The sequence below is a fragment of the Streptomyces aureocirculatus genome, assembly GCF_000720475.1.
GTDB classification, from domain to species: domain Bacteria; phylum Actinomycetota; class Actinomycetes; order Streptomycetales; family Streptomycetaceae; genus Streptomyces; species Streptomyces aureocirculatus.
This window is the reverse complement of record NZ_JOAP01000032.1, coordinates 51,446-72,091: the sequence shown is the minus strand read 5'-3', so window position 1 is coordinate 72,091 and position 20,646 is coordinate 51,446. Positions and strand designations below refer to the sequence as shown.

The following is a 20,646-nucleotide window of genomic DNA, read 5'->3' as shown; positions in this document are numbered from 1 at the left end:
AGTAGTGCGGTCCCGTGGGACCGGAGATGGTCCGCGGTGGGGGGCCGCGGGGCGGGGTCGGTGCCCGCCGTCGGTGGCCCGCGGATGCCGGGGCCGAGTGGAGTCACAGGCGGCTCCTGCCGGTGTTGGCCGCGGTGCCGCGGGCGTGCCCGGCTATGTGGCGCAGGGCGTCGGCGAACTCGGCTGCCACGCGCCGCACGGTTTCGGTGTCGTGCAGGCCGGGGCGGTGGTGCCAGGTGAAGGCGAGCCTGCCTTCCTGCACCGCGCCCACCACCTCCAGCGGGTGCGAACCGCTGTCCCGCGGGTCGTGGTCCTGGCCGAAGGAGCCGTGCTCGGTGCGCACGAGTCCGGCGTCGGACGCGGGCGGGCGGGCGTCCCACTGGCCGAGGTAGTTGAACACCACCTGTCCGTGCGCGGCCGTGCCGAGCCGCTCGCGCACCTCGGGCGGGCCGAAGGCGCGCAGCGCGCCGAAGCCGAGCCCGTTGCCCGGGACGGTGCGCAGTTGGCGGCGTACGGATTTCACCAGGGTCCGCCAGTCGCGGTCCTCGCCGATGTCGTCCGGCTCCGGCACCTGGAGGGCGACGGGGTGGACGGTGGTGAACCAGCCGACCGTGCGGGTCAGGTCGACGTCGTCCAGTACGTCCTCGCGGCCGTGTCCTTCGAGGTCGAGGCGGACCCGGTCGTGGCCGGTCCAGCGGGCGAGTGCCAGGGCGAGCGCGGCGAGCAGGACGTCGTTGACGCGGGTGCGGTACGCGGTCGGGGCGGCCCGCAGCAGTGCCGTGGTGTCCTCCTCGTCGAGCTCCACGGAGAGGGTGCGGGTCTCCCCCGTGTCCGTTCCCGGCCTGTCGGCGGGCGGCAGGGGTTCGGCGGTCACCGCCTCCTGCCAGTACGGCAGTTCATGGTCGAGGCCGCCATCGGCGACGTGTGCGGCAAGGCCCCGCGCCCAGTCGCGGAAGGAGGTGGTGCGCTCCCCCAGGGCGACGGGCTCACCCTCGGCGGCCTGGCGGTAGGCGGCCTCCAGGTCGTCGGAGAGGATTCGCCAGGACACGGCGTCCACGACCAGGTGGTGGGCGACCAGGAGCAGATACACCGGCCGTTCGGCGTCGCCGGTGAACAGGGCCGCCCGAAGGAGCGGGCCGCGGCCGAGGTCGAAGCCGGTGTGCAGGTCGTCGGCGGCTTTCTCCATGGCCGCGTCGGCTTCTTCGGCCGACAGTCCGCTCAGGTCGTACCGCGTCAACGGGTCCTCGCCGTCGGACGCGGGCGGCGGGTTGAACTGGTGCCATCCTTCGGCGTCGTGGGTGAAGCGCATGCGCAGCGCGTCGTGGTGTTCGAGGAGGGCGGCGAGAGCCGTGCGCAGCGCCGTCGGGTCGGGTGCGGTGTGCAGTTCCAGGAGGGCCGACTGGTTGAAGTGGTGGTGGCCCGCGCGCGGAGTGGTCAGGAACCAGTCCTGGATGGGGGTGAGCGGCACGTCACCGGTCACGGGTCCGTCCCCGGAGTGCTGGGGCGCGGTGCGGACGACGGTGGCGAGCTCGGCCACGGTCTGGTGGGTGAACAGGTCGCGGGTGGCCAGGTGCAGGCCCTCGCGGCGCAGCCGCGAGACCACCTGCATGCTCAGGATCGAGTCGCCGCCGAGGTGGAAGAAGTTGTCGTACGCGCCGATGTCGTCGACGCCGAGTACGTCGCTCCAGATGCGGGCGACCTGGCGTTCGGTGTCGGTGCGGGGCGGGGTGTGCGGTCCGCCGCCGGTGTGGGCGGGTCCCGGTTCGGGCAGGGCGCGCCGGTCCGTCTTGCCGTTCGGGGTGAGGGGCAGGTGGTCGAGCGGCACGAACACGGACGGGATCATGTGCGGCGGGAGCAGCCCGGCTAGGTGGTCGCGCAGCTCGGCGACGGGCAGGTCCCCGGGTTCCGCCGTGGCGGGGACGACGTACGCGACGAGGCGGCCGTGGTCGGCGGCCGCGGCCGCCCGGCCGTCCGGGCTCGCGGCGTCCTGCCCACTGTCGGCGCCGTCGGCATCGTCAGCGTCGTTCAGGGCGTCCACGACGTCCCGGTGGGGGGCCGTGCGGACGACGACCGCCGCGTCCCGTACCTGCGGCGCACCGCGCAGCGCGCTCTCGATCTCGCCGGGTTCGATGCGGAAGCCGCGCAGCTTGATCTGGTCGTCGGCCCGGCCCGCGAACCGCAGTTGGCCGTCGGCGGCCCGGACGACGAGGTCGCCGGTGCGGTACATCCGCTCCCCCGGCCCGCCGAACGGGTCGGCGACGAACCGCCCCGCGGTCAGCCCCGGGCGCCCGAGGTAGCCGCGGGCGAGACCAGGTCCCGCCACGTACAGCTCCCCGGTCACTCCGGTCGGTACGGGGCGCAGGGCCCCGTCGAGGACGTAGACGTGGGTGGCTGCGGCCGGGCGGCCGATCGGCGGGGCGGCGGGGCCGGGGGTCAGCGGGCCGGTCCAGGTGGCGACGACCGTGGCTTCCGTCGGCCCGTACGAGTTGATCATCCGGCGGCCGGGGGCCCACTGCTCCACCAGGTCGGGCGGGCAGGCCTCGGCGCCGACGATCAGGGTGCGCAGGTGCGGCAGGGCCCCGGCGGTGCCGGGTGCCACGGTGGCCAGGGCCGCGGGCGGGACGAGGGTGTGGCTGACGCGCTGCTCGGCGAGGGCCTCGGCGAGGCGCTCACCGACCAGCGGCCCCTCCTCGCCGGTCACCAGTGTCGCCCCGCTGAGCAGCGCGGAGCACAGTTCCAGGACGGAGGCGTCGAAGCTGGGCGACGCGAACTGCAGGACGCGGTCGCCGGGGCCCACGGCGTACTGCTCCGCGGTTCCCGCGGCGAACGCGGCGAGTCCGTGGTGCGGCACCACGACGCCCTTCGGTGTCCCGGTGGATCCGGAGGTGTAGATGACGTACGCGGGGTGGGTGGTCGTCAGGGCGGTGGTGCGGTCGGCGTCCGTGGGGGCGGTGTCCTTGCCGTCCCGCACCCACACCTTGGCCGGGTCGTCGAGAACCAGGGTCGCGCCCGCGTCCCGCACCATGAACGCCCGCCGCTGCTCCGGGTAGTTCGGGTCGACGGGCAGGAAGGCACCGCCCGCCTTGGCGACGGCGAGCTGTGCGATCACGCTTTCGCAGGCGCGCGGCAGGGCGAGGGCGACGATGCGCTCCGGGCCCACGCCGCGGCCGATGAGGCGGTGGGCGAGCCGGTTGGCGGCGCGGTCGACCTCGGCGTACGTCCACTGCCTCGAACCCTCGGCGATGGCCACGGCGTCGGGTGTGCGCCGCGCCTGCCGTTCGAACAGCTCCGGCAGGGTCGCCGGTACGGCCACGAGCGTGCCGCGGCCCTGGTCGAGCAGGGCCTTCAGCTCCGCGTCACCGGCCAGGGGCAGGGCGCCGAGCGGGCGGTGCGGGTCGTCGGCGACGGCGGTCAGGAGCGTGGTGAGCTGGCCGGCCATCCGCTCGGCGGTGACCGTGTCGAACAGGTCGGTGTTGTACGTGAGCACGCCGTGCAGCGCGCCGGATTCCGTCTCGGCGAACTCCAGGGTGAGGTCGAACGCCGCGTGCTGGAGCTCCGTCTCGACGTCCTCGACGTGCAGGCCCGGCAGGCCAAGGTCGGCGGAAGGGGAGTTCTGGAGGACGACCATCACCTGGAACAGCGGGGTGCGGCTGGTGTCGCGGGCGGGCTGCACCTCGTCGACGACCTGCTCGAACGGCACGTCCTGGTGGGCGAAGGCCTCCTGGACCGTCTGCCGGACGTCGTCGAGGAAGGCGGGGAAGGGCAGGTCGGGGTCGACGTGGGAGCGCAGGACCAGGGTGTTGACGAAGAAACCGATGAGGTTCTGGATCTCGGCGCGGTCGCGGCCCGAGGTGACGGTGCCGACGGCGATGTCGCGGCCGCCCGTCACCTTGGCGAGGAACGTCTGCGCGGCGGCCACGAGAGTCGTGAACAGGGTGGTGCCGCGGTCCCTGCCGACCCGGGTCAGGCGGCGGGCCGTGTCCGGCGGCAGGACCAGGCGGGCGGTGGCGCCGTTGCGGGTGCGTACGGGCGGGCGCGGCCGGTCCGTGGGCAGGTTCAGGGGCGCGGTGCCGGCCAGGTGCTCCTTCCAGTGGGCGAGCTGCGCGTCGGCGCCGGGCGCGCTGCGCTGCCAGTGGGCGTAGTCGGCGTACTGCACCAGGAGCGGCGGCAACTCCGCCGCGCTGCCATTGAGTTCGGCGCGGTAGAAGTGGGCGAGGTCGTCGGTGAGGACGGCGGTGGACCAGCCGTCGGTGACGATGTGGTGCAGGGTCAGGGTCAGGACGTGCTCGTCGTCGGCGAGCCGTACGAGACCGGTCCGGAGCAGCGGGCCTTCGCGCAGGTCGAACGGGCGGGCGCGCTCGGCGGCGAGCAGGTCGTCGAGGCGCGGTGCACGCTCCTCCCCGGGAAGACCGGAGAGGTCCTGCACCGGCAGCGGCACCTCGTGCGGCGGGCGGACGACCTGCACGCCGTGGCCGTCGACCGCGTCGAAGGTGGTGCGCAGGGACTCGTGCCGGGCCACCAGGGCGCGGAAGGCCGCGGCCAGGGCGCGGATGTCGAGACGGCCGCGCAGGCGCAGGGCGAGGGAGGTGACGTACTCGGCGCCGCCGGGTGCGAACTCCTCCAGGAACCACATGCGTTGTTGTGCGTACGACATGGGGGCGGTGGCGTCGCGCTCGACCGGGACGACCGCGGGGCGTGCCGTACCGGTGGCCCGGTGGTCGCAGAGCAGTGCGGCGAGCGCGCCCGGGGTCGGGTGGGCGAACACCTCGCGCGGTGACATGTCGGTGCCGAACTCCTCGGCGAGCCGCGAGGCGAGGCGGATGCTGAGGATCGAGTCGCCGCCCAGGTGGAAGAAGTTGTCCTCCACGCCGGGCCGGTCGACGCCGAGGACGTCCGCGAAGACCTCCGCCGTGCGGCGTTCGGCGTCGTTCCGGGGTTCGGTACGGGTGCCGGGGTGTGCGCCGGTGTCGGGGGCCGGGGCGGGGAGCGCCGCGCGGTCCACCTTGCCGTTGGCGCTGAGCGGGAGTTCCGCGAGGGCGACGAACGCGGAGGGCACGAGGTAGTCGGGCAGTGCCGCACGGGCGTGCTCGCGCAGGGCGTCGAGGGCGTCGGGGTCCTCGCCGACGGGTCCGACGAGGTAGGCGACGAGGCGCCGTGCCCCTGGCCGGTCCTCGCGCGCCACCACGGCCACATCCGTCACGCCGGGGTGGGTGGCGATGGCGGCCTCCACCTCGCCCGGCTCCACCCGGAACCCCCGGATCTTCACCTGGTCGTCGGCGCGGCCGAGGAACTCGACGGTGCCGTCGGGGCGGCGCCGGGCCAGGTCGCCGGTGCGGTACATCCGCTCTCCAGGACCGGCGTACGGGTCGGCGAGGAAGCGGGCCGCGGTGTCGCCGCCCCGGCCCAGGTAGCCGCGGGCCAGGCCCTCGCCCGCGAGGAACAGCTCGCCCGCGCAGCCAGGCGGCACGGGCCGCAGGCGGGCGTCGAGGACGTGGACGCGCATGTCGTCCAGGGGGCGGCCGATGGGCACGGTGTCGGGGACGGCCGTCGCGTCCGCAAGGGCGTGGGAGGTGGCGAAGGTCGTGGTCTCGGTCGGGCCGTACCCGTCCACCACCGTGAGGCCGGGGCAGGCGGCGAGGACGCGGCGTACGGCGGCGGCGGGGACCACGTCGCCGCCGGTCCACACCTGGCGCAGGCCCGCGAAGCAGTCCGGGGAGTCCTGGGCGAGGAGCCGGAAGAGCCCGGCCGTCAGCCACAGCGCGGTCAGCCCGCCCGGGCCGCCCCCAAGCCCCGCACCCGCACTCGCACTCCCACCGGCCGAAGCGGTGTCGGCACCCGCAGCGGGTCGCACGAGACGGCGCAGCAGGGCCGCGTCCACCGTCTCACCCGGGGCCACGACGACGCAGCCGCCGGTAAGCAGCGGCGCCCACACCTCGAAGGTGGCGGCGTCGAACGCGACGGGCGAGTGCAGCAGGACACGGGCGCACACGCCGTCGGCGAAGCGACCGTCGGTGGCGAGCGAAGCCACGTCACGATGGCGCACGGCCACGGCCTTGGGTTCACCGGTGGAGCCGGAGGTGAACATGACGTAGGCGAGGCGGTCGGGGTCGGCGGCGGGGGCGGTGAGCTGTTCGCTGGGGGCGGTGTCGCTCCCGGCGGGTGCGGTCGGTGTCATGCCGGGGGCGCCGAGCGCGGCCCCGACATCAACGGCGGTGAGCCGTGCCGTGACGCCCGCCCGGTCGAGCAGGGTGCGGCGGCGGTTCTCGGGGGCGCGGGTGTCGATGGGTACATAGGCGCCGCCCGCTTTCAGGACGGCGAGTTGGGCGACCACCAGTTCGGCGGAGCGGTCCATCAGGAGGGCGACGCGGCCTTCGGGGCGCAGGCCGTCGGTGAGCAGCCGGGACGCCAGGCGGTCGGACCACGCCGCGAGTTGACGGTACGTCACCTCGCGGCCATGGTCGGACAGGGCGGTCGCGTCCGGGGTGCGGCGGGCCTGCTCGGCGAACAGGTCCACGGGGCTGCGCGGGGGCACCTGCCGGGCGGGGGTGTTCCACCGGCGCAGCAGGTCGCGGTCGTCGGCGGTGAGCAGGTCGAGGTCGTCAGGTGTTTCGGGGATGCCGTCGGCGAGCTGGGTGAGGAGCGCGGCGAGGCGGTCCACGGCGCGTTCCACGGTGGCGCGGTCGAAGAGTGCGGCGTCGTAGGCCAGGTCGAAGCCGAGCCGGTCGCTGACGTGGGCGCGCAGGCACAGCGGGAACGTCGTGGCGTCGTCGGCGTGCACGTCCGCCACGCCCACGCCGGTGCGGGCGGTGGCCGACTCGTCGACGGGGTAGTTCTCGAACACCACCATGCTGTCGAACAGGGCCTGGCCCGACGGGACTTCGCTGAGCGCCTGGATGCGGGAAAGGGCCATGAAGTCGTGGCGCCGGGCGTCGCTCTGCTCCTCCTGGAGGCCGCGCAGCCAGGACAGCACGCTGCCCGCCGGCACCCGCACGCGCGTCGGCACCGTGTTGATGAACATGCCCACCATGGACTCCACGCCCGGCAGTTCGGCGGGGCGTCCTGACACGGTCGTGCCGAACACGACGTCGCGGCGACCGCTGTAGCGGGCGAGCAGCAGCGCCCAAGCTGCCTGCACCACGGTGTTGACGGTGAGACCGGCGCGGGCGGCCGTCTCCCGCAGTCGGCGGGACACGGACACGTCGAGGTCACGCTGGACGGCGTCCCCGGAGCGGGCGCGGTGGGCCTCGGCGGGAGCCCGGTCGTAGGGCAGCGGTGTCGCGGCGGGGAAACCGGCGAGCGCCTCGGTCCAGAACCGTTCGGCGGCGCCCTCGTCCTGGTCGCGCAGCCACCGTACGAAGTCCGCGAACGGCCGCCGCAGTGGCGGTGCCGCGTCCGTGCCGCCGGTGAGGGCGGCGTACCGCTCGCACACCTCGGTGAGCAGTTGCCCGGTGCTCCAGCCGTCGAGGATCAGATGGTGCGAGGACCACAGCAGCAGGACCTCGTCGCCGGGCAGCGCGGCGAGGGTGATCCGGGTGAGGGGCGCGGTGGTCAGCTCCATGCCCGCGACGCGGTCCTCGGCGAGGAGCCGCTCCGTGGCCGCGGCGCGCTGTTCGGAGGTCAGGTCGCGCCAGTCCAGGTGGGTGACGGGCAGCTCCGCGTGCCGGTGCACCATCTGCACCGGGTGCGGCAGTCGCCGCCAGTGGACGCTGGTGCGCAGCGCCGGGGTGCGGTCGGCCACCTGCTGCCAGGCGTGCGCGAGGGCCCGCGGGTCGGCCACGCCGGTGAGCCGTACCGCGGTCCTGTCGAAGTAGGCGCCCGCGTCGTCGACGAGGCCGTGGAAGAGCATCCCGGACTGAAGGGGCGTCAGGGGCAGGACGTCCGCCACCTGACGGCCGTCGCCCACGAGCCGGTCCAACTGCTCCTGGGTGAGGTCGGTGAGCGGGAAGTCGGACGGGGTGCGGCCGCCCGCGTCCGGCCGCGCGCAGTGCGCCACGATGTCGCGCAGTGCCGCGCGGGTGTCCTCGGCGAGGCGGCGGACGGTGGCCTCGTCGTAGACGGCGGTGGGGTAGGTCAGGCCGAGTTCGAGGCGGCCGTCCTGGACGACGCCGGTCAGGTCGAGGAGGTAGGGGCGTGGTTCGTCGGGGTCGGTGTCGCGTCCGGCCGCCGGGAGCACGCCACCGTACAGACCCCCCTCGCTGTCGCCCGTGCCGCTGCCCGCGTCCCACTGCCCGTGGTAGTTGAAGCCGACCTGCGGTGTGGGGGCGTCGGCGAGGGGGCTGTCCGGAAGGAGTCGGCGCAGGGCACCGTGGCTGAGGCCGTGGTGCGGGACCGCGCGGAGCTGTTCCTTGACGGAGCGCAGGGTGTCGCGCCATCCCGCGTCCGGATCGACGCTCAGGGTGAGCGGGTACTCGGCGGTGAACCAGCCGACGGTCCGCGACAGGTCGACGTCACCGGGGTCGCCCGCACCCGTCTGGTCACCGACGGCGCCCGGCCCGTCGAAGAGGTCCTCGCGGCCGTGCCCCTCCACGCCGATGAGCACGGTGTCGTGGGCGCACCAGCGGCCGAGGGTGCGGGTGAAGGCGCTGAGCAGTACGTCGTTGACCTGGGTGCGGTAGACGTCGGGGACCTGGCGAAGCAGGGCGTCGGTGTCCTCGGCCGTCAGCGTGACGGTGACGGTGGCGGCGGTGCCGTGGGTGTTGGGTCCGGTCCTGCCCGCGGGCAGGGTGGCGGGTGTGGCGGGGCGGGTCCAGTACGCGAGGTCGGCGTCGAGGCCGCCGGAGCGGGTGTGCCGGTCGAGCAGGGTGGCCCACTGGCTGTAGGCGGTCCCCACCGGGGGCAGGGTGACGGTCCGGCCCGCCGTCGCGGCACGGTGGGCGCTCTCCAGGTCCGCGAGCAGGATGCGCCAGGACACGCCGTCCATCACCAAATGGTGCACGGTGATCACGAGTTGCGCGGGCCTGTCGGGTCCGCGGTCGAAGACGAGGAAGCGGACTACCCGGCCCTCGGCGGGTTCGAGGGAGGCCTGGGCGGCGTCCGCGCCGCGCTGCACCTCGCGCTCCACGCCGGAGTCGTCGAGGCCGGTCACGTCGTGGCGGGTGAGGAGCCCGCCGGGCGGCTCCGGCAGGACTTCCTGGCGCAGGCCGTCGTCGCCGGTGCGGCGGAAGCGGGTGCGCAGGGCGGCGTGATGGCGTACGAGGGCGTCCGCGGCCTCCTTCAGGGCGGACAGGTCGGTGCCCGGGGACAGTTCGAGGCGCTGGGTCATGGTGAAGCGCAGCGGGTCGCCGGGGGCGCGGCCGTCGAGGTACCAGCGCTGGATGGGTGTGAGCGGTGCTTCGGTGGGCGCGGTGGTGTCCGTCGCCGGGGTCCGGGGCGCCGCTTCCCTTGCGCACAGGGCTAGTTCGGCGACCGTGCGGTGGCGGAAGACGTCCTTGGTGGTCAGGGCGAGTCCGGCCTGCCGGGCGCGGGAGACGATCTGGATGCTGAGGATCGAGTCGCCGCCGAGCGTGAAGAAGTCGTCGCGCGCGCCCACCCGTTCCACGCCGAGGACCTCGGCCCAGATCGCCGCCAGGCGCTCCTCGCCGCCGGTGCGGGGCGCCACGTACGGCGTACCGCTGTCCGGCTGTGCGGGCGGGGCGGGCAGCGCGCGGCGGTCGGTCTTGCCGCTGCTGGTCCGCGGGATCTTGGCCAGCGGCACGAAGACCGCGGGCACCATGTGGTCGGGCAGGGTGCGCCGCAGCCGCACCCGCAGGTCGTCGGGCGCCGGAGGGTGCTCGCCCGCGGGCACCAGATACGCCACGAGCATGGCGCGGCCCGCGTGTTCGCGGACCGTCACCGCGGCATCGGCGACGTCCGGCGCGGCCAGGAGCGCGGCCTCGACCTCGCCGGGCTCGACGCGGAAGCCGCGGATCTTGACCTGTTCGTCGGCCCGGCCCAGGAATTCGAGCAGGCCGTCGGTGTCCCAGCGGGCACGGTCACCGGTGCGGTACATCCGCTCCCCCGGCCCGCCGAACGGGTCGGCGAGGAAGCGGCCCGCGGTCAGGCCCGGCCTGCCGAGGTAGCCGCGGGCCACCTGGGCGCCCGCCAGATACAGCTCGCCCGGGACGCCGGGCGGGACGGGGCGCAGCGCGCCGTCGAGGACGTAGGCGCGCAGACCGCGTCCGGGGCGGCCGACGACCGGGCGGGCGGGCTGTGCCGCGCAGCGGCCGTAGACGGCGTCGACGGTGCACTCGGTGGGGCCGTACATGTTGTACGCGGTGACGCCCAGGTCCTTGGCCGCGCACAGTTCGCGCCAGGTGTCGGTGCCGACGGCCTCGCCGCCCACGAGGAGCACGCGGGGGTGGTGGCGGCCGGGGGCGAGGAGCCCGGCGGCGGTCAGTTCGCGCAGGTAGGAGGGCGTGACGTTCACCAGGTCGAGGCCGCTGTCGGCGACCTGTGCGCAGAAGGCCTCCGGGTCCAGGCGTACGTCCTCGTCGACGAGGTGCACCTCCTGGCCGAGGGCGAGAAGGAGCGGCCCTTCCCAGGACGTGTCGAAGGAGAAGGACGCGCTGAGCGCTGCCTTCAGGCGCCGTCCGTCGGCGGTGTGCGGGGCGACGAGTCCTTCGCGGTGGTCATGGCAGAGGTTGACCAGGTGCCGGTGTTCCACGACGACGCCCTTGGGCCGTCCCGTGGAGCCGGAGGTGTAGATGATGTAGGCGCCGTGATCGGGGCGCAGGGGCGCCAGGCGGTCGGCGTCGGCCGGGTCGTGTGCGGGCAGCAGGGCCCAGGGCACCTCGTGCAGGGTCTCGGGCGTCAGGACCGTGCGCGGGGCGGCGTCCGTGAGGAGGAACGTCACGCGTTCCTCGGGCAGGTCGGGGTCGACGCAGAGCAGGGTGCCGCCCGCCTTCAGGACGGCGAAGAGGGCCACGAACATGTCCGTGGTACGCGGCAGTTGGACCGCGACGACCTCCTCGGGGCCGACACCGAGGGTGACGAGGTGGTGGGCGAGGCGGTTGGCGCGGTCGTTGAGGGTCGCGTAGTCGATCGTGGTGTCGCGGGCGGTCAGGGCGGTGGCGTGCGGGGTGCGGGCCGACTGCGCCTCGAACAGGACGGGGAAGGCGGTGTCCGCGGCCGGGAGCGGGTCGCCCTGCCACTCCTCGACGACCTGACGGCGCTCGGCGGCGGTCATCAGGGCCAGCGCGCCGGCCTTCTCCCGCGGGTCGTCGGCGGCCGCTTCGAGGAGCAGCGTCAGGCGCCCGGCGAGGCGTTCGACGGTGTCGGTGTCGAACAGGCCGGTGTTGTACTCCAGGTGACCGGTGACACCGCCGTCGTGCTCGACGAAGTCGAAGGCGAGGTCGAAGGTGGCGTTGCGGACGGGCGGTGTCACGGGCTCGACGTCAAGGCCGGGCATGCGGGGTGTCTCCGCGCCCAGGTTGTGCAGGGCCACCATGACCTGGAAGAGCGGGGTGCGGCTGGTGTCACGCTCGGGCTCCAGGGCGTCCACGAGCCGTTCGAAGGGCACTTCCTGGTGGGAGAAGGCGTCCAGGACGGTGGTGCGCGCCTCGGTGAGCAGGTCGTGGAAGGACCGGTCGGGGCGTACGCGGGCGCGGAGCACGAGCGTGTTGACGAACATGCCGACGAGGTCGTCGAGTTCGGGGCGCTCGCGGCCCGCGGTCACGGTGCCGACGGCGACGTCCTCCTGGTCGGCCCAGCGGGCCAGCAGGATCTGGCAGGCCGTGAGCAGCGTCATGTACAGGGTGGCGTCGGCGCTTCGGGCCGTCGCGCGCAGCCGCTCGGTGAGGTCGGCGGGCAGGCGGAAGGTCACCAGGGCGCCGTCGCGGGTACGCACGGCGGGGCGCGGCCGGTCGGTGGGCAGCTCCAGCGGTTCGAGGCCGGACAGCACCTCGCGCCAGTGGGCGAGGTGCTCGTCGGCGACGTCGGTACGTGCGCGCTGCCAGGCGGCGTAGTCGGTGTACCGCACGGGCAGTGCGGGCAGCTCTGGGGTGCGCTGTTCCAGGGCCGCCGTGTACAGCTCGCCGAGGTCACGGCCGAGGACGGCGCCGGACCAGCCGTCGGTGACGATGTGGTGGACGGCGAGCACCAGGACGTGCTCGTCGTCGGCGAGGCGGGCGAACCTGGCGCGCAGCAGCGGCCCGGTGGACAGGTCGAACGGGGTCGCGGCGGCGCGCCCGACGACGGCGTCGAGCTGCGCGTCCTGGTCGGCGCCCGGCAGGACGTCGAGAGGCAGTTCCACGGTGTACGGCGCGTGGACGACCTGCCGGGCCCGGCCCTCGTCCTCGGCGAAGGTGGTGCGCAGCGCTTCGTGCCGGGCCACGAGGCCGTCGAGGGCCGTGCGCAGGGCGGTCTCGTCGAGGGAGCCGCGAAGCCGCAGCACGGACAGCGTCGTGTACTCGGTGCTGCCGGGTTCGAAGCGGTCGAGGAACCACAGGCGCTGCTGGGCGTACGACAGCGGGGGCACAGTGCCGGGGTCCGCGGCCGGAATGACGTCCGCCCCCGCGGCCCCGTCGGCCACCGGGTCGCCGAGGGCGGCGGCCAGGGCGGAGAGCGTCGGGTGGGTGAACAGGAGCCGCGGTGAGACGTCCTGGCCGAAGGCCGTGCGCAGCCGGGACGTCACACGTACGGCGAGGATGGAGTCGCCGCCGAGCGCGAAGAAGTCGTCGTCGGCACCCACGGCGTCGGTGTCGAGGACGTCCGCCCAGGCGGCGGCGACCGCGCGTTCCGCGGGGGTGCGCGGCGGGATACGGTCGGCGCCGGTGGCGAAGCCGTCCGGGCCGGGAGCGGGCAGCGCGCGCCGGTCGAGCTTGCCGTTGACGGTGAGCGGGAGCGCCGCCAGCGGTACGTAGGCCGCGGGGACCATGTGGGCGGGAAGCAAGCGCTCCAGGTGGGCGCGCAGGTCGGCGGCGGACGGGGCGGTGACGGCGGGGACACCGCTGCCGTCCGGAACGGCGCCCGGTCCACTCCCCCGCGCCTCGATGCCGGGGGCGCCTTCCGGCTCCGTCCCCGAGCCGTCCCCGGCCCCGACCACGTGGGCGACAAGGCGCCGTGTCCCGGAGGCGTCCTCGTACACGCCGACCGTCGCGGCGCTCACGCCCGGGTGGCGGTGCAGGGCGGCCTCGATCTCGCCGGGTTCGATGCGGTAGCCGCGGATCTTCACCTGCTGGTCGGCGCGGCCGAGGTACTCCAGGGTGCCGTCGGCGCGCCGGCGTGCCCGGTCGCCGGTGCGGTACATGCGGCTGCCGGACGGGCCGAACGGGTCGGCCAGGAAGCGGGTCGCCGTCAGGCCCGGCCGGCCCAGGTAGCCGCGGGCCAGGCCATCGCCCGCCACGTACATCTCCCCGATCGCGCCGGGCGGTACGGGCGCCAGATCACCGTCGAGGACATGGACCCGCAGGTCGGGGATGCCGGTGCCGATGGGGCTCGCGGTGCCCGTGTGTGCCGTCGCGCCGTCCAGGGGCGCGTAGGTGACATGGACGGTGGTCTCGGTGATGCCGTACATGTTGACCAGACGCGGCGCGCTGACAGTGCCGTCAGTGCCGTCAGTGCCGTTTGCGTGCCTGGTGTACCAGTCGGCGAGCCGGTCGACATCCAGGGCCTCGCCGCCGAAGACCACGGTGCGCAGCGCCAGGCGGGCGCTCAGTTCGGGGTGTTCGGCGTCGGCGCGGGCCAGCGGGTAGAAGGCGGACGGGGTCTGGTTGAGCACGGTGACCCGCTCGTCGGCGAGCAGGCGCAGGAAGTCCTCCGGGGAGCGGGCGACATCGTCGGGGACGACGACGAGGCGGCCGCCGCGGAGCAGCGGCCCCCACAGCTCCCAGACGGAGAAGTCGAAGGCGTAGGAGTGGAACAGCGTCCACACGTCGTGCTCGTCGAAGCCGAACCAGTGCCGGGTGCGCGTGAAGAGGCGTACGACGTTGGCGTGCGGGACCACCACGCCCTTGGGGCGGCCGGTGGAGCCGGAGGTGTAGATGGCGTAGGCGGGGCTCTCCGGCAGCGGACGGCGGTCCGGATCCGGAGGGGTGGCGGGTCGCTGGGCGAGGTCGGCGTGGACCGCGGGGTCGTCAAGGAGCAGCACGGGCACACCGGTGCCCTCGGCGGGCACGGCGGCGTCGGTGGTGGTCACAAGGGCCACGGGGGCCGCGTCGCCGAGCAGGTGGGCGACGCGTTCGGCGGGCAGCCCGGGGTCGACCGGCAGATAGGCGGCGCCCGACTTCAGTACGGCGAGGATCGCCACGACGAGGTCGGTGGATCGGGGCAGGGCGAGGGCGACATAGTGCTCGGGTCCGGCGCCGGCCTCGGCGAGGCGGTGCGCGAGGCGGCCCGCCCGCGCGTCGAGTGTGGCGTAGTCGAGGCGGTCGTCCCCGCAGGTGACGGCGGTGGCGTCGGGGGTGCGGGCGGCCTGTGCCTCGAAGAGGTCCACCAAGGTGTCGGTGGGGCGGGCGTGTCGGGTGGCGCCCGCTTCGGCGAGGGCGGCGTCCCGTTCCTCGGCGGTCGTCCAGGGCAGGGCGCGCAGCGGCCGTTCGGGGTCCGCGGCGATCGCGGCGAGCAGCAGGCACAGCCGGTCGGCGATGGCCCGCGCGGTGCCGTCGTCGAACAGGTCGGGGTCGTAGGCGAGGTCGAAGCCGACGCGCTCGCCCTGGTAGGCGCGCAGGACCAGGGGGTAGTTGGTGGCGTCGCGCGAGGTGACGTCCGCCAGGCGCACGCCTGAGGCGGCCGTGCGGGCCTCGTCGAAGGGGTAGTTCTCGAAGGCGACCATGCTGTGGAACAGCGGGGTGCCGGACGGCACGTCGCTGAGCGAGGTCAGTTCGGCCAGGGAGACCGCGGCGAACCGGCGCGACTCGGCCTGGGCCTCCTGTAGTTCGCGCAGCCACGCGCTCGCGGTGGCGCCGCTGTCGACCCGTACCCGGGTGGGCACGGTGTTGATGAACATGCCCACCATGGACTCGACACCCGGCAGGTCGTCGGGGCGGCCGGACACCGTGGTCCCGAACACCACGTCCTGCTCGGCGCTGTAGCGGGACAGGAGCAGCGCCCAGGCGCCCTGGACCACGGTGTTGACGGTGAGTCCGGCCTGCCGGGCGGTGCGGGCGAGCGTGGCGGAGTCCGTGTCGGACAGGCCGCCCTTGTGCAGGCCCGCGGAGCGTGCCTGGTGGGCCTCGCCCAGGGGGCGGTCGAGGGGCAGCGGGGTGGGCGTGGCGAAACCGTCGAGGGCCGTGCTCCAGTGCGCGCGCCCGGCGTCGGCGTCCTGCTCGGCAAGCCATCGCACATAGTCGGCGAAGGGGCGGCGCAGCACCGGCTGCGGGCTGCTTCCGGTGCTGCGGGCCGCGTACTCCTCGCACACTTCGGTGAGCACCTGGGCGAGGCTCCAGCCGTCCAGGATCAGGTGGTGGGAGGTCCACAGCAGGCGCAGGCGCGCGGCGGGCAGTCGGATCAGGGCGAGGCGCATCAGCGGGGCGGCGGCGAGGTCGATGCCGCGTTCGAGGTCCTCGGCGCGGAACCGGTCGAGGCGCTCGGCCCGCTCGTCCTCGTCGAGCTCGCGCCAGTCCAGGTGGGTGACCGGCACGCGTACGGAGCGGTGCACGACCTGGAGCGGTACGGGTACGTCCTCCCAGACCACGGAGGTCCGCAGCGCGGGCGTCCGGTCGGTGACGCCCTGCCAGGCCGCGGCGAAGGCTTCCGGGTCTTCGACGCCCTCCAGGAGCAGGTCGGCCTGGTCCACGTACACGTCGTCGGGGCCGCCGACCAGACGGTGGAAGAGCATGCCTTCCTGGAGCGACGTCAGCGGAAGCAGGTCTTCCACGACGCGGCCGTCACCGACGAGGCGGTCCACGCCCGCCTGGTCGAGGCGGGTGAGCGGGAAGTCGGAGGGGGTGCGGCCGCCCGCGTCGGGGCGCGCGCAGTGCTCGGTGATCGCGCCGAGCGCCCTGACCATGCCGTCGGCCAGGCTCCGGACGGTGTCGGCGTCGTGGGTCTGCTCGCTGTAGTGCCAGATGATCTCCAGTTCGCCGTCGGCCACCACGGCCGCGACGTCCAGGAGGTGGTCGAGGGGCGCGTCGGCCGTCATGTCCCGGCCCGGCACGTCGGCTGCCGGTGCGAACTCCTGGCCGCCGGAGGTGTCCCACTGGCCGTGGTAGTTGAAGCACACCTGGGGCAGCGGCAGTTCGCGCAGCGCCCGCGCGGCGGGGTCGGGCGAGCCGAGGCGGGCCAGGGCCTCGTAGCTCAGGCCGCGCCGGGGCACGGCGCGCAGCCGTTCCTTGACGGCCTTCAGGGTGGCGCCCCAGTCGGGTGCGGCGGCCGGTCCCGCGGGGGTGAGGGTGACGGGGTACTGGGTGGTGAACCAGCCCACCGTGCGGGACACGTCGACCGTGTCGTCCGTGTCGTTCTCGCGGCCGTGCCCCTCCAGGGCGACGGTCACGCGCTCGGTGCCCGTCCAGTCGGCGAGCGCCCGGCCGAGTGCGCTGAGCAGCACGTCGTTGACCTGGGTGCGGTAGACGCCGGGCACCTTGCGCAGGAGTGCCGCGGTGGTGACGCGGTCCACGCGGGTGCGGACGGTGCGCACCGATCCGGCGAGCGGGGTCGCGGTGCGGTCGACGGGCAGCGGGGTGCGGGGTTCGGCGGCCTCGGCCGTCCAGTACGGCAGGTCGTCGTCGAAATCACCGGCGCGCACCAGGCCCGACAGATGATGGGCCCAGTCGGTGAATTCGGCGGTGACGGGCTCCAGTCGCACGGGATTCCCGGCGGCCGCCTGCCGGTAGGCCTGTTCGAGGTCGGGCAGGAGGATGCGCCAGGAGACGCTGTCGACGGCCAGGTGGTGGGCGGTCAGGAAGAGCTGGGGGCGCTCACCGGGCGTGGGCAGCAGCAGGACGGCGCGGAGCAGGGCGCCGGTGGCCGGGTCGAGTGCGGCGCGGGCCGCGTCCGCGGCCTTCGTGCGGGCCGCCGTGGGGTCGGGGGCGGCGGACAGGTCGTGGCGGGCGAGCGGGCCGGAGGACGGGACGGTGCCGGGGTGCTGTTCCCAGGTGTCGCCGTCGCGCACGAACCGGGTGCGCAGCGCCGCGTGCTGCGCGGTGATGGCGGTCAGGGCGCGCTCCAGTGCCTGCTCGTCGACGTCGTACGGCAGGTCGAGGAGCATCGACATGCTGAAGTGGCCGAGCGCGCCGTGGGTGGTGAGGAACCACTCCTGTACGGGGGTCAGCGGGGCGGGCCCTTCGGCGCGGGGCCGCCGGGGCGCGGGGGTCGCGGCGGCCCTGCGGGACACGGCGGCGGCCAGGTCGGCGACGGTCTGGTGGCGGAAGACGTCCTGCGAGGTCAGCTTGAGTCCGGCCGCGCGGGCGCGCGAGACGGCCTGGATGCTGAGGATGGAGTCGCCGCCCAGCTCGAAGAAGTTGTCGGTGACACCGACCCGGGCGATGCCGAGGACGTCGGACCAGATGTCGGCGAGCGTCTGCTCGTCGCCGGTGCGCGGGGCGACGAGCTCCCGTTCGCGCGGGGCGGCGTCGAGGTCGGGGGCGGGCAGGGCACGGCGGTCGAGCTTGCCGCTGGTGGTCAGGGGCAGCGCGTCGAGCAGGGTGAAGGACGACGGCACCATGTGGTCGGGCAGCACCCGGCGGCAGGCGGCCCGTAGCTCCGAGGCCTGCGGCCGGGCCGCGTCCGCTGCGGGTACGAGGTAGGCGGCGAGGCGCGGTTGGCCGTGGGCGTCGGGCACCGCGACGACCGCGGCGGCGGTGATCTCCGGCAGGTCGAGCAGCGCCGCCTCGACCTCGCCGGGCTCGATGCGGTGACCGCGCACCTTCACCTGGTCGTCGGCGCGCCCGAGGTAGTCGAGGCGGCCGTCGGCGGTCCAGCGGGCCAGGTCGCCGGTGCGGTACATGCGGGTGCCGGGCGGACCGTAGGGGTCGGGGAGGAAGCGGGCGGCGGTGAGGCCGGGGCGTCCGGCGTAGCCGCGGGCCAGTTGCTCGCCCGCGAGGTACAGCTCGCCGCCGACGCCGGGCGGCACGGGCCGAAGGCCCGCGTCGAGGACGTAGGCCCGCACGTTGGGCAGCGGCCGCCCCACCAGCGGCCGGTCGTCGCCGTCGATGCGGCAGGCCAGGGCGTCGACCGTGCACTCGGTGGGGCCGTAGAAGTTGTACGCGGCCACGTCCCGGTGCGCGGCGAGTTCGCGCCACAGGCCGGGGCCGATGGCCTCGCCGCCGAGCATCAGGACGCGCGGGTGGTGGCGCGGGTCGGTGAGGAGCCCGGCGGGCAGCAACTGCCGCAGGTAGGAGGGCGTCAGGTCGAGGAAGTCGACGCGGTGCTCGACGACGTACTCGACGAGGGCGGCGGCGTCGAGCCGGGTCGTCTCGTCGACGAGGTGCAGCGGATGGCCGTCGGCCATCAGGAGCACGCCCTCCAGCGAGGTGTCGAAGGAGAACGACGCGGTCAGCGCCACCCGCAGCGGCCCGCCGCCCGCGTCGGCGACGAACCCCTCGCGGTGCCCCGCGAGGAGGTTCGCCGCGGAGCGGTGGGACACGGCGACACCCTTGGGGCGGCCGGTGGAGCCGGAGGTGTAGATGACGTAGGCGGTGGTGTCGGGGTCGGGATCGCGCAGGGCGGGGGGACCCGCCGGGTCCAGCACACCAGGTACGTCCGCGGTGACCGGCTCGGCGGTCGCGTCGGGCAGCGCCCGGAGTGTCTGCTCGTCGAGGACGAGGGCCGGTCGCGCGTCGTCGAGCAGGAACCGGACACGCTCCTCGGGCAGCGCGAGGTCGAGCGGCAGATAGCCTGCGCCGGACTTCCACACGGCGAGGATCGCCACGACCATGTCGGCGGTGCGCGGCAGGCGCAGTGCGACGAGCCGTTCGGGGCCCGCGCCCCGGGCGGCGAGGTGCTGGGCGAGCCGGGTGGCGCGGGCGTCGAGCGTCGCGTAGTCGAGGCGCTCACCGCCCGCGACCAGGGCGGTGGCGTGCGGAGTGCGCGCGGCCCTGCGCGCGAACAGCTCGGGGCAGGTCGTGGTGGGGACGGGGCGCGCGGTGGCGTTCCACTCGTCCGTGACGCGCCGTGCCTCGTCCGGGGAGAGCAGGGGCAGCACGCCCAGGGGCCGGTCCGGTTCCGTGGTGGCGGCGTCGAGCAGCCGCAGGAGCTGGTCCGCCATCCGCTCGGCGGTGGCCGTGTCGAACAGGTCGGTGCGGTATTCGAGCATGCCGGCGAGCCGGTCGCCCTCGGGGGCGAACTCCACGCTCAGGTCGAACGCGGCGGCCTGCCGCGGCACGGTCACCGGGGCGACGGTCAGGCCGTGCAGGGCGGGCGCCGCGGGCGGGTCCGGGTGCAGCAGGACCATGACGTCGAACAGTGGGTTGCGGCCTGCCTCGCGGGGCGCGCCGACGGCATCCACCAGGCGTTCGAACGGGGTGTCGCCGTGCGCGAAGGCCTCGTTGACGGTGTCGGCGGCGGCCGTGAGCAGGTCGCGGAAGGTGCCGCCGGGCTCCACGGGAGTGCGCAGGACGACGGTGTGGGCGAAGAAGCCGACGGCGCGTTCCAGGTCGGTACGGGGGCGTCCGGGTGTCAGGGAGCCGACGGTGATGTCGTCCTGCCCGGACCAGCGGGCGAGCAGGGTCTGGCAGGCGGCGACCAGGGAGGTGAACAGGGTGGTGTGCTGCCCGGTGGCGAGGGCGCGCAGCCGAGCCGTGATGTCGGCGGGCACGGTGAAGTGGTGGATCGCGCCCGCCCCGGGTCCCTCCCCGCCCCGCGGCCGGTCCAGCGGCAGCGCGGGCGGCACGGAGCCGGTCAACTGCTTCTTCCAGTACGCGATCTGGCGTTCGAGGCGGGCGCCGGAGAGCTGTTCGCGCTGCCACACCGCGAAGTCCGGGTACTGCGTCGCCACCGGCGGCAGGTCCGGCTCCGCGCCACGGGCGAAGGCGTCGTAGGCGGTGCACAGCTCTTCCAGGAGCACGCCCATCGACCAGCCGTCGGTCACGATGTGATGTGCGGTCAGCATCAGGACGTGCGAGGTGTCCGACTCCCGCAGCAGCAGTGCGCGCAGCAGCTCGTCGGCGTCGAGGTCGAAGGGGCGGTTGTACTCCTGGAGGAGCGCGGCGTCCAGGACTGCGCCACCGTCGGCCCCCGACGCGCTCGGGGCGTGCCCGTTCCGGGCGGCCGAGGCAGCCGGGGCGACCGGAGCGCCCCCGCCCGCCGGGGCAGCCGGGGCGACCGGCGCACCCCCGCCCGCCGGGGCAGCCGCGGCGACCGGGGCACCCCCGTCCGCCACGGCCAGATCCCGGACCGGCAGCGCCACAGGACCCGCCGGACGCACGATCTGCGTAGGCCGCCCCTCGCTCTCCTCGAACGTGGTGCGCAGCGCCTCGTGCCGGGCCACCAGGGTGTCGATGGCGCGGGACAGGGCGGCGCGGTCCAGCGGACCGGTGAGCCGCAGGGCGACCGCGCTGTTGTATCCGGCGTCGCCGGGGCTCAGCCGGTCGAGGAACCACAGCCGCTGCTGGGCGAAGGACAGCGGCAGCGGACGGGTGCGGTCCGCGCGCGGGATGCCACGCCGGGCCGCGTCCGGTGCCCCGTCCCGGCCCGCCGCACCGGGGGCCCCGGCCCGTCCGGCAAGGCGGCGGCGCAGCGCCTCTTTGAGGTCCTGGGGCAGCGCGTCGGTGCGGTCTCGCTTCGAAGACGTCATGG

The 20,646-nt window shown here is 74.9% G+C and carries 1 protein-coding gene; it reads right to left on the bottom strand.

The annotated features are described in order from the left end of the window. Positions 1-103: 103 nt before the first annotated feature. The gene (locus tag IG78_RS0127060; protein ID WP_037686399.1) at positions 104-20,644 is read right to left on the bottom strand and encodes a non-ribosomal peptide synthase/polyketide synthase; all 20,541 of its coding nucleotides are present in this window, start codon (positions 20,642-20,644) and stop codon (positions 104-106) included. Between the last annotated feature and the right edge of the window lie 2 nt (positions 20,645-20,646).